Consider the following 10,690-nt stretch of genomic DNA (forward strand, 5'->3'; position numbering starts at 1 on the left):
GTGGAGGGACGGACCGCCGGCGAGCGCGGGCTGGTGGCTCGGCTCAGGAATCGCGCGGACAGCGGTGTGCGAGCCCGCGCTCGCCGGCGGTCCGTCCCTCCACAGGCGGGGTACCGGCTCCGTTGTCCCGATCCTGGTCATGGGCCCCGGCCCGATGTCGGTGGTCGCTGATTCAATACAGGTATGACAAATTCGGGTGACGCGGTGCAGGCGGTCGAGGCGGTGCAGGCGGGCGAGACGGCGCGGACGCTCGACGCGGTGCGCGCGCTCGCCGGTCTCGCGACGGGGCTCGCCCGCTCCTCGGCACCGGTGCTGCTCGCGGGGGCGGTCGCCCTGCACACGGCGTACCGGGCGGCGCTGCTCGTGCCGGAGTCGTTCGCGCGGGGGAGTCGTCTCTCCCGGAGCGAGGCGGGAGACCTCGTGGAGCGCTCGATCCGAGCCGAGTTCGCGACTGCGCTCGGGATGTCGGAGCGCGCGGCGTCTCGGCGTCTCGAGCACGCTCGGCTCCTCATCGAGGACCTCCCAGAGACCCGCACCCTCCTGGCCGAGGCCCGGATCCTCTGGGAGGCCGGCGAGGTCGTCTGCGCCGCCGCCGCGACCCTCCCCGCTCCGTCGCGCGCGCCCTTCGACGAGCGGGCGGCCGCCGCGGCGCTCACGCAGACGCCCACCCAGCTCCGCCGGACCGTGGCGCGGTTGCGCGACGAGCTGCACGAGCAGCCGTTCACCGAACGCCACGCCCGCGCCCGCGAGGACCGCAGCGTGTGGCTCGGCGCCGAGGCCGACGGCATGGCCACGCTCTGTGCCCTGCTGCCGGCCCCGGTCGCGGTCGGCGCCTACAACCGTCTCGACCGGATCGCCCGCTCGCTCCGCGACGGGGCGGACGCGGCGAGGATCGGGTTCGGTGCAGGTGCAGGTGCAGGTGCAGGTGCAGGTGCAGGTGCGAGTGCGAGTGCGAGTGCGAGTGCGAGTGCGAGTGCGACTGCACAGAGCGGTGCTGGTGCCCGTGGCGATGCCCGGGTAGCAGTCGGTGCGGGAACGGACGCTGGTGCTGGTGCTGGTGCTGGTGCTGGTGCTGGTGCTGGTGCTGGTGCTGGTGCCGGTGCCGGGCTCGGCGCGGAGACGGGTGGCGGCGCCGGTGGAGACGCTGACATCTCCCTCGGCGACGGCCGGACGCTCGCGCAGCTGCGGGCCGACGCGCTCGTCGATCTGCTCATCGACGGCGACATCTCCGCAGACGGATCCTCGGGAGAAGGAGCGAGCGCCGTCCGTGCCTCGGGCTCCGGAATCCACGCCTCGGTCTCCGGAGTCCGCGCCGACGTGCGCCTCACCCTGGCCGCCAGCACCGCCGTCGGCCTCGACGACGCGCCGGCCGAACTCGACGGCTACGGTCTCGTCCCCGCCGACGTCGCCCGGGAGCTCGTCCGCACGGCGGCCACCTTCACGCGGGTGCTGACCGATCCGGACACGGGAGTGGTGACGTCGGTCGGCAGGACCCTCCGCGTCCCGCCCCCTCGGATGCGCCTCCAGCTGCAGCTGCGCGACCGGACCTGCCGGTTCCCCGGCTGCACCCGCTCGTCCTCGACGGCCGAGGCCGACCACACCCTCGAGTGGCGGAACGGAGGCGAGACCGCCCTCGGCAACCTGGCCTCGCTCTGCGTCGCGCACCACCACGTCCGCCACGGCGACCGCTGGACCTACGCCCTCCATCCGGACGGCACCGTCGTCTGGACGACCCCCACCGGCCGTCGGATCACCGACCGACCGCGGGCGCTGCCCGGGGCTCCGCTGCCGCCCACGCGACGACCGACGCCGCAGTCGGCGCAAGAACCGGAGCCGGAGCCGCAGCCGGAGCAGCAGCCGCACCCGCACCCGCTGTCACCACGATCCTCGTCATCGCAGCTGAGGTCATCGCGACCGTCGTCACCTCGACCGTCGCCATCGCTGCTGTCGCCGACGCGGCCGCGGTTCGTGGACGCGTCTCCGCCGTTCTGATCCGCAGCCCGACCTGCCGGGCGATCCGACACTCCGTCGGACGCGAGGCGGTGAAGCGCCGTGCCTGGACACGACCAGGCGCCCTCGCGCTCTCGCATCTCCGGCGCCGCGAGGTCCGTCGGCACGTTGGCGCTTCGTCGAGCCTCGAGTTCCGAGTTCCGAGCCCCGAGCCCCGTGTCCCGGAGCTCCGAGCCTCGAGCCCCGTGTCCCGTCGTGCTTCGGCGCTTCGGGGCGTCGGCCACCGCGTCCCGGTCCGCCCGCGTCCCGGTCCGCCCGCGTCCCGGTCCGCTCCCGTCCCGCTCCGGCTGGCGGACGCCCCCGCCGCGCAGGAGAGCCGTCGAACTCGGGAGATCACGACCGGACGACCTCCACGTGGTTCACGTTGTCCGCCGCCCGCCGCCCGCAGCGTCCGTCGGCACTCTCCTGCCCCGTCCTCTCCGGCCCTGCTCTGTCCTCTCCGTCCACGTCCGCTCCTGCCCCGTCCGGTCAGGAGTGTCCCGCCGCGGCGACCGCTCCACGCCGCCCGTGCCTCCGCCCGTGCCTCCGCCCGTGCCTCTGCCCGCCCTCACCGGATGCCGCTGCGCGCGAACCCCTGCACGAAGTAGCGCTGGAAGCACAGGAACAGCAGCACCATCGGCAGCACCGACACCAGCGCCAGCGCCATGCTCGCGCTGTAGTCCGGCGTCGACTGGCCCTTGAGGTAGAGCAGGCCGATCGGCAGCGTGAACAGCTCGTTGTCCTTCAGGGCGATCAGCGGCCAGGCGAAGTCGTTCCAGCTGCCGAGCAGAGTCAGCAGGATCAGGACGGCGATCAGCGGCTTCGAGAGCGGCAGCACGATCTGCAGGAACACCCGCAGGTGGCCGGCGCCGTCGATCCGCGCCGCCTCGATCAGCTCCTCCGGGATGGAGAGGAAGAACTGCCGGGCGAGGAAGATCCCGAAGGCCGCCGCTGCTCCGGGCAGGATCACCGACCAGTAGGTGCCGTAGATCTGCAGTCCGGTCACGAGCTTGAACTGCGCGACCATGATCGCCTGCACCGGGATCATCATCGTGGCCAGTGCGAGCAGGAACAGCAGGTTCCGCCCGGGGAAGCGCAGCCGCGCGAAGCCCCAGCCGGCCAGCAGGTTCACCACGACGGTGAACACCGTGACGAACACCCCGATCACGACCGAGTTGACGAACCACTCGCCCACGGGGAAGCGCGCGAACACCGTCGCGAAGTTCTCGAACGAGATCTCGCTCGGCCAGAAGCGGGGCGGGCCGGGCGCGAACACCTCGCCGCGCGGCGAGAAGGCGATGACGAGCATCCAGTACAGCGGGAAGAACACGACCGCCGAGGCGACGATCGCGACGACGAGGCGGACGACGAGTCCGGAGCGGGAGCCGTCGCGGCGGGAGGGGCGCCGTCGCGGGGTCTCGCGGGCGGTGGCCGCGGCGACCGCGGCGGGCGTGGTGACGGTGGAGGACGACATGAGGGCTCCTAGTCGACGAGGTCGCGCGTGCGGCTCGTGCGCCACTGCAGGTAGGTGAAGGCGAGGGAGACCAGCAGGATGACGACGCCGAGCGCGGCGCCGTAGCCCTGCTCTCGGACCTGGAAGCCGTTGCGGTACGCGTATGTGCCGAGCACCGACGTGGAGAAGCCGGGGCCGCCGCCCGTCATCACGAAGACGATGTCGAAGACCTGGAACGAGGCGATCACGTTCATGATCAGCAGGAAGAAGGTGGACGGGCCGACCAGCGGCACCGTCAGTGCGCGGAACTGCTGCCAGCGCGTCGCTCCGTCGATCCGCGCGGCCTCGTAGAGCTCGGGCGAGACGCTCTGCAGGCCCGCCAGGTAGATCACCATGTTGAAGCCGATCCGCAGCCACACCGCGGTCAGCATCACCGAGATCATCGCCGCGGAGCCGTCCGACTGCCACGCGACCGGCGAGGCGCCCAGCGAGCTCAGCACCTTGTTCACGATGCCCGAGGACTCGCTGAAGATCGTGACCGCGATCATCCCGGAGGCGACGCCCGAGATCACCAGGGGCAGCACGATCACCGTGCGGAAGATCCCGCGCGCGGGCAGCACGGAGTTGAGCAGCACGGCCAGGCCGAGGCCGCCGGCGAGCTCGAGCGGCACGGTGACCGCGGTGAAGAGGAGCGTGTTGCCCAGGCTCTGCCAGAACACCGGGTCGGCGCCCATCCGCAGGTAGTTCGCGAAGCCGACCCACTCGGGCGTGCCGAAGCCGCGAGACTCCTGGAACGAGAGCTGGATCGCCCAGAGGATCGGCACGAACAGGAACAGCGCCATCAGGAGCAGGTTCGGGCCGACGAAGCCGAAGCCGGCGAGGGCCTCGCGCCTGCGGGCCGACCGCGGCCGGGCGGAGGAGCCCGCCCGGCCGCGGAGGGTGGTGGCGGTCATCAGCTGGTCGCCTGCTGGATGGCCGCGTCGAGGCCGGAGAGGGTCTCCTCGGTGCTGCGTCCGCCGACGAACGCCTCCTCGAGCTGGTCCTGCATCGCGACCGAGATCTTCGCGAGGAACGGCGAGGTGAGCTGCTGCACGTCCCGCGGGGTGATCGTCGCGGCCTGCTCGACGAACACGGGCATCACGTCCGGGCGCACCGCGAAGTCGATCGACGCGGGGTCGATGTCGGACCGCGTGGGCAGCTCGTTCGTCGCGGCGCAGAACTCGGCCATGGTGTCGGCCTGCGTCATGAACGAGAGGAATTCGGTCGCGAGCTCGGGGTTGTCGGTGTCGGCCGTGGCGACGAGGGCGTTGCCGCCGAGGTCGGTCGCGCCGCGCTCGTCGACGGGCATCGGCGTGGCGGTCCACTCGAAGTCGGCGAGGTCGTCGATGTCCGGCACCAGGAAGGACCCGGCGAACGCCATCGCCGCGGTCTGCTCCGTGAAGAAGGAGTCGGCGTAGGTGGCGGACTTCACCGAGCTGGTCGGCGGGACCCAGTCGTTGTCGAAGAAGCTCTTCGTGAAGTCCAGGGCCTTCGCGCCCGCGGCCGAGTCGATCGCCGGAGTGGTGCCGTCCTCCTCCAGCAGCGTGCCGTCGGCCTCGAACAGCCAGCTCAGCCAGCGGGGCGTGCCGCCGAGCTGCCAGTTGTAGACGAACGGGTACTGCTCGGCGGGCAGGCTCGCGCGCAGCTTCGCGGAGGCGTCGGCGAACTCCTCCCAGGTCCACGCCTCGTCGGCGGTGGTCGGCACGTCGGTGATGCCGGCCGCCGCGAGCAGCTGCGTGTTCACCAGCAGCGCCGACACGTCGGTCTGGTGCGGGACGCCGTAGGGCTTCCCCTCGAAGGAGACGGCCTCCTGGAACGCGGGCGTGAAGGAGTCGAAGTCGTCGATCCGGTCGGTCAGGTCGAGCAGCTGCTCCTGGCTGGAGTAGACGCCGAGGTTGCCGTAGTCGACGCGGAACACGTCGGGGGCCTCGCCCGACGACAGCTGCGCGTCGATGTTGCTGAACATCTGGTCGTAGGGGACGACGTTGAGCTCGACGCTCGCCCCCGCGTGCTCGGCCTCGAAGTCGGTGATCAGCGACTCGAAGGCCGCCTGCTCGGACTCGCTGGCCCAGGTGGTGAAGGTGATCGAGTCGGCGTCGGCCGAACCGCCGCCTCCTCCTCCGAAGCCGCTGCAGCCGGTGAGGGCGGCGGTCGACGCCAGGACGGCGGCGAGAGGGATGAATCGTCTGCGCATGGGTGGTCTCCTGCTGTGAAGGGTCGGACGGGGGCGGGGTCGGAGGGCCGCGTCAGGCGGGGCGGCGGAGGGCGGTCTCGACGAGCGAGACGAGGCCGTGCGGGCCGAGCTGGCCGGCGAGCAGGTCGAGCGGAGTGGGGACGGGCAGCGCCGAGGCGGCGCGGCCGAGGCGGGAGGCGGGCACGGGAGCGGCCTCGCGCTCCTCCGGCTCCGGGTCGGCGAGGGCCAGCGCGACAGTGGCGGCCACGTCCTCGACCGCGCGGACGCAGCCGAAGCGGATGATCCGCTCGTCGTCGATCAGGGCCTCGCCGTAGCCCGCGCGGAACGCCGAGCGCTGCACGTCGCTGATCGGCCGCGAGTAGATGACTCCCAGCTCGATCAGGAGCAGGTCGGCCTCCCGCGGGGCGACGGTGGCCTCGTCGAAGTCGATCAGCCAGGGGCGGCCGCTCTCGTCGATGACGACGTTGCCGGGATGCGGGTCGCCGTGGAGGGGCACGCGGGAGGTGGGCGTGCGGGCGCGCTTCAGCCGTCGCTCAGCGCCGGCGAGGGCGTCGAGGCGGGAGCGGTTCCCGCGCCAGAGCGCGGTGAGGCGGGGGCGGAACTCCGGCTGCGCGTCGATCCTCTCGTCGGTCTCGGCGAGGAGGTCGGCGAGCGGACGGCGGACGCGGCGGATTCCCCGCCGCACGGGAGGCGCGAGGGTCGGCGGCTCGGCGTCGTGCACGGAGCGCAGGACCGCGCCGAACCCCTCCCAGTCGAGGGCGTCCTCGCCGGAGTCGACCGCGTCCTCGCCGAGGATCCACGGCGCGACCGAGACCCGCAGCCCCCGGTCCTCCGCCCAGGGGCGCCCGTCGGAGGCGCGGTGCGGCGCCGCGACGCCCGGCACCCCCGCCTCTCCCAGCGACGCCGAGAGCGCGAGTCCGAAGCGCCCGTCGCGGGCCGACGCCTTGACGCTCCACAGCGCCCCGGAGCCGTCGGCCGCGCACCAGACGCGCGCTCCGTGGTCGAGTCCGCCGACGACGGGCTCCAGGTCGACGAGGCCGACGCCGAACTCGCGGCGCACCAGAGCGCGCGCCCAGGCGCCCGCCTCCTCGATCGTGTCCATCCCGCTCATGCTGACGTGCGGGCGCCCCGCGAGCAGGTGCTTGCGCGATCGGTGATCGTAGGCATGGGTGCGGGCTGAGCCGCGTCTCAGGCTCGGGCGGGGAAGAGGGCGAGCCGCTGCTCCGTCCCCTGCTGCCGGACCGTGAGAACGGGAGCCGCGAGCGCGTGACCGTGGTGGTAGCCCGTCACCGACTCGGGGGCGTCCCCAGCGGTGAGGGGTAGGAACGCTATCGGCGAGAGGTCCGCGTCGGCACGGAACAGCGAGAGCGCCCTCGCGGTGACGACGGCCAGCAGCACGGGGTCCGGCTTCGCCGCGCGCAGCGCGGGGAGGTCGACCGCGGCTCCGGCGACCGCGAGCGTCCGCAGCGAGGCCAGCGTCTCCGGAGTGTTCAGCACCGCGGTGACGCCGCCGTCCGGATGCTCGGCCCGCAGCCTCTCGAGGCTCGGCCGTGACCACCGCTCCTCCACGCGCCGCCGGAGCCCGAAGCCGAGCCCCGCGACGATCACCGCGGCCACAGCGAGCACCACGCCCCACCCTCCGTAGAGCTGGTAGGCCCGAGCGCCCGACCACGCCGCCGCGACGACCACCGTCGCCCCGAAGAACGCCTCGCTCCCGAGCGACCGCAGCCGGGTCGACTGCACCTCCTGCGTCACGAGCGCTCCTCCGGGCCGGGCGGACCTCCGGGCGGGATCACGTCAGCGCATGATCCCACCGGCGCCTGCGGGTCGGGCGGGGATCCGTCCCCTCGCGCGAGAGGCCGGCTCAGCGCCCGCGCCGCGCCCGCGGATCGGTGAGGAGTCGGACCGGGGGGAGGTCGGCCAGTTCGGGGGACACGAAGCCGAGCACGTCGGAGTGGTGGTCGGCGGAGGCCCGGCGGAGGAAGGACCAGCACTTGAGCGAGGACGGGCGCCGGTCGAGGGGGAGGGGAGCGGCCTCCACGATGATCACGGTGGCGGAGCGGTGCAGGATCCGCACGGGCACGCGGCCCTCGCGGCCGTCGACGGTCCAGCTGGAGACGCCGCGGATGCGGCCGTCCTCGCGGTCGACCCCGACGGTGAGGACGCTCCGGAAGTCGTCGGACGCGGCGCCCATGCCGATCTGGAAGTCGCCGTCGGCGCCGTCGAGCACGAAGGCGACGTCGAGTCCGCGGCGGTGCCGGACGGTGAAGGTGGCGAGCAGGGGACCGCTCCCGAACCTCGGGGCCTCGTCCCGGGCCTGCCGGACACGCTGCTCCGCGTCGTCCTTGTCCATGGAGCCACTCCTGCCGTTCGGGCGGAGCGGGGCCCGCGCGCCCGTCGAGCCTAAGGGGAGCGGGGCGGCCTGCGGCGGCCTGCCGGTCAGCGGGCGCGCGGCAGAGTCACGCGGAACCGCGCTCCCACCGGTCCCGCCTGCGCCACCAGGTCGCCGCCGAGGGCCCGGGCCAGCCCGCGCGCGATCGGCAGGCCGAGGCCCGAGCCGCCGTCGGCGCGGTTGCGGGCGTCGTCGAGGCGGACGAGGCGGTCGAAGACGCGCTCGCGGTCGGCCTCGGCGATGCCGGGGCCGTCGTCGTCGACGGTGATCGTGACGGAGTCGGCGGCCGCCTCGACGGCGACGTCGATCCGGGAGCGGGCGAAGCGGGCGCCGTTCTCGAGGAGATTGCCGAGCACCTGGGCCAGCCGGTCGGCGTCGGCGCTGACCAGGAGCGGCTCGGCGGGCCGGTGCAGGTCGATCGCGAGGCCCGGGCGGCGCAGCTCCTGGCGCTCGATCGCGGCCTCGGCGACGCCCGCGGGGTCCAGCGGACGCGACTCCAGAGCCAGGCCCTCGTCCAGCCGCGCCATCAGCAGCATGTCCTGGATGAGGCGGCCCGCGCGCAGCGACTCCCGCACGACGTGCACGGAGAGGCGCTCGCGCTCCTGCTCGCCGCCGTCGCCGCGGACGAGCGCGTCGGCGGCGGCCTGGATGCCGGCGACCGGCGTCCGCAGCTCGTGCGCGGCGTCCGAGACGAATGCGCGCATCCGCTGCTCCGCCGCGAGGGCCGTCGCCTCGGCGGCGAGGGCGCTGCGCTCGGCCTGCTCGAGGTCGTCGAGCATCTCGTCGAACGCGGTCGCGGTGCGGCCGAGCTCGGTCCGCGGACGGGAGGGGCGCAGCCGCCGCCCGCGGTCGCCGTGCGCGATGTCGCGGGCCACGTCGGTCATCCGCTCGAGGGGCCGGAGGGTCGCGCGGACCACGACGATCAGCGCGAGGGCGGCCAGCACGAGGAACACGGCCGACGCGGCGAGCAGGATCCCGTTCAGCTGCGCGAGGGTGCTGCCCACCGATCCGGCCTCGCTGGTGAGTTGGAGTCGGGTGCCGTCGCTGAGGGTCGACTCGAGGGTGATCAGCTCGTCGTCGGCGGCGACGCTGCTCGAGACGACGGTGACGGCGGCGGAGGCGGCTCGGGGCGGGACGGCTCCGGAGGAGGAGCTCGTGCCGGGCGGCGACGGCGGCTCTCCGAGCTGGTCGGCGGCTCCCGGGCCCAGTCGCAGCTGCTCCGGGCTCGGCCCGGCCACGACGTCCTCGCCCTCGGGGCTCGTGATCCGCACCGAGACGCCCTGCGCCGAGAGTCGCGAGGCGAGGGCGTCGTCGGCGATCGTGCCGACCAGCGCGGCGGCGGCGGAGGCGCGGTCCTGGAGCCGCTCCTCGATCTGGTCGCGGAGGCGCTCGCCGAGCACCGCCTGCACCGTCGCCGAGAGGGCCAGGAGCAGCACGGCCAGCAGCGCGAGCACGGCCAGGACGGTGCGGAGGCGGAGGGAGCCGGTCCGCAGGGCGCCCGGCTGGGAGCGGCTCACGCCTCCACCCGGTAGCCGAGGCCGCGGACGGTGTGCACGAGGCGGTCGCCGTGCGCCTCCATCTTCTTGCGGAGGGAGCTGAGGTGCACCTCGACGAGGTTCGGGTCGACGTGGTCGTAGCCCCAGACCTGCGTGAGGATCTGGGTCTTGGTGAGGGTGCGGCCGCGGTTCCCGGCGAGGAAGGCGAGGAGGCGGAACTCGGTCGCGGTGAGGTCGAGGGCGACGCCGCCGCGGCGGGCGCGGCCCGACTCCGGGTCGACGACGAGGTCGCCGATCTCGACGACGGACGGGATGCGGCCGCGGCGGCGCAGCACGGCGGTCACGCGCTTGACGAGCTCGGCGAGCACGAACGGCTTCACCACGTAGTCGTCGACGCCCTCGTCGAAGCCGCGGAGGCGGTCGTCGACGGCGTCGCGGGCGGTGAGCATGATCACGGCCGCGTCGCTGCTGCGGCGGATCCGCTCGGCGAGCACGATGCCGCTCGGGCCGGGGAGCATCCAGTCGAGGATCACCAGGTCCGGAGCGAAGGTGCTCAGCTCGCGGGCGAGGTCCTCGCCGGAGACGAGACCGCGGACCGTGAAGCGCTCGCTGCGCAAAGCGGTCTCGACGGAGGAGCGGATGGCGTCGTCGTCCTCGATGAGGAGCACACGGGCGGAGGAGGGCATGTGGTCGAACCTAGGGGCCGCGGATCGGGGCGCACCCGGCGTCTGCTGTGGAGGGTCTGTTCTTAAGTCCGGCTTCAGATTCGCCTTCGAATCTGAAATGGAACCGGCCGCAACCGATCCCGAACGGGGTCGGCACCGGGCCGGAACGAGGAGACACCCATGACCGAGTCGACCACCCCCGCCGAGAAGGGCTCGAGCTTCGGGCCGCGCCGTCCGAAGAAGCGCGCCCTGACCATCGGCATCGCTGTCGGCGCCCTCGGACTCGTCGCGCTCGGCTCGACCGCCGCGTTCGCCGCGACGCCGTCGAGCACGCCGACCTCCAGCGCCACCCCGCTGCACTCCACCTCGACCGACGCGCCCGCCGAGGGCACCGCTCCCACCCCGCCCGGCCCGGGCCGGGCGGGGTGGGAGCGGTGCCCTCGGCGGGCGCGTCGGTCGAGG

9 protein-coding genes and 1 pseudogene are annotated in these 10,690 nt (G+C 73.7%); 2 read left to right on the forward strand and 8 right to left on the reverse strand.

Annotated features, from left to right (window positions below; genetic code table 11):
* Window positions 1-183 precede the first annotated feature (183 nt).
* The gene (locus tag C5C10_RS16980; RefSeq protein ID WP_104329848.1) at window positions 184-1,992 is read left to right on the forward strand and encodes an HNH endonuclease signature motif containing protein; all 1,809 of its coding nucleotides are present in this window, start codon (window positions 184-186) and stop codon (window positions 1,990-1,992) included.
* A 565-nt stretch (window positions 1,993-2,557) separates the two neighbouring features.
* Here the strand turns inward: C5C10_RS16980 and C5C10_RS16985 are convergent.
* From C5C10_RS16985 to C5C10_RS17020, 8 genes are all read right to left on the reverse strand, one after another.
* A complete protein-coding gene (locus tag C5C10_RS16985; protein ID WP_104234603.1) occupies window positions 2,558-3,463 on the reverse strand; it encodes a carbohydrate ABC transporter permease in 906 nt (301 codons plus the stop codon).
* Window positions 3,464-3,471: 8 nt separating this feature from the next.
* The gene (locus C5C10_RS16990) at window positions 3,472-4,395 is read right to left on the reverse strand and encodes a carbohydrate ABC transporter permease (RefSeq protein WP_104239656.1); all 924 of its coding nucleotides are present in this window, start codon (window positions 4,393-4,395) and stop codon (window positions 3,472-3,474) included.
* Entirely contained in the window at window positions 4,395-5,675 is a 1,281-nt protein-coding gene (locus C5C10_RS16995) for a sugar ABC transporter substrate-binding protein (protein ID WP_258060636.1), read from the reverse strand. The genes C5C10_RS16990 and C5C10_RS16995 overlap by 1 nt, the downstream gene beginning before the upstream one ends.
* Before the next feature lie 52 nt (window positions 5,676-5,727).
* Window positions 5,728-6,777 (reverse strand): aminoglycoside phosphotransferase family protein, encoded by a 1,050-nt coding sequence (locus tag C5C10_RS17000; RefSeq protein WP_104297924.1) that lies wholly within the window; start codon window positions 6,775-6,777, stop codon window positions 5,728-5,730.
* A gap of 86 nt (window positions 6,778-6,863) precedes the next feature.
* On the reverse strand, window positions 6,864-7,430 hold the full coding sequence (locus C5C10_RS17005; protein WP_104256642.1) for a hypothetical protein: 567 nt from the start codon (window positions 7,428-7,430) through the stop codon (window positions 6,864-6,866).
* A 109-nt stretch (window positions 7,431-7,539) separates the two neighbouring features.
* The gene (locus C5C10_RS17010) at window positions 7,540-8,028 is read right to left on the reverse strand and encodes a hypothetical protein (RefSeq protein ID WP_104329850.1); all 489 of its coding nucleotides are present in this window, start codon (window positions 8,026-8,028) and stop codon (window positions 7,540-7,542) included.
* Between the two features lie 86 nt (window positions 8,029-8,114).
* Entirely contained in the window at window positions 8,115-9,584 is a 1,470-nt protein-coding gene (locus C5C10_RS17015) for a cell wall metabolism sensor histidine kinase WalK (protein WP_104329851.1), read from the reverse strand.
* Window positions 9,581-10,249 carry a response regulator transcription factor gene (locus C5C10_RS17020; RefSeq protein WP_104225192.1) on the reverse strand — a complete coding sequence of 223 codons (669 nt, stop codon included), beginning with the start codon at window positions 10,247-10,249 and terminating at the stop codon, window positions 9,581-9,583. Before C5C10_RS17020 ends, C5C10_RS17015 begins: the two co-directional genes overlap by 4 nt.
* Before the next feature lie 159 nt (window positions 10,250-10,408).
* Here C5C10_RS17020 and C5C10_RS17025 point away from each other — a divergent pair.
* Window positions 10,409-10,690: pseudogene (locus C5C10_RS17025) on the forward strand (hypothetical protein); the annotation flags it as partial.

The organism is Rathayibacter sp. AY1A3 (genome assembly GCF_002930975.1).
In the GTDB taxonomy this organism is placed as follows: Bacteria; Actinomycetota; Actinomycetes; order Actinomycetales; family Microbacteriaceae; genus Rathayibacter.

Bases quoted from the DNA above. Each gene is read 5' to 3' on its own strand.
- C5C10_RS16980 (WP_104329848.1), top strand. From the start codon at position 184: ATGACAAATTCGGGTGACGCGGTGCAGGCGGTCGAGGCGGTGCAGGCG.
- C5C10_RS16985 (WP_104234603.1), bottom strand. From the start codon at position 3,463: ATGTCGTCCTCCACCGTCACCACGCCCGCCGCGGTCGCCGCGGCCACC.
- C5C10_RS16990 (WP_104239656.1), bottom strand. From the start codon at position 4,395: ATGACCGCCACCACCCTCCGCGGCCGGGCGGGCTCCTCCGCCCGGCCG.
- C5C10_RS16995 (WP_258060636.1), bottom strand. From the start codon at position 5,675: ATGCGCAGACGATTCATCCCTCTCGCCGCCGTCCTGGCGTCGACCGCC.
- C5C10_RS17000 (WP_104297924.1), bottom strand. From the start codon at position 6,777: ATGGACACGATCGAGGAGGCGGGCGCCTGGGCGCGCGCTCTGGTGCGC.
- C5C10_RS17010 (WP_104329850.1), bottom strand. From the start codon at position 8,028: ATGGACAAGGACGACGCGGAGCAGCGTGTCCGGCAGGCCCGGGACGAG.
- C5C10_RS17020 (WP_104225192.1), bottom strand. From the start codon at position 10,249: ATGCCCTCCTCCGCCCGTGTGCTCCTCATCGAGGACGACGACGCCATC.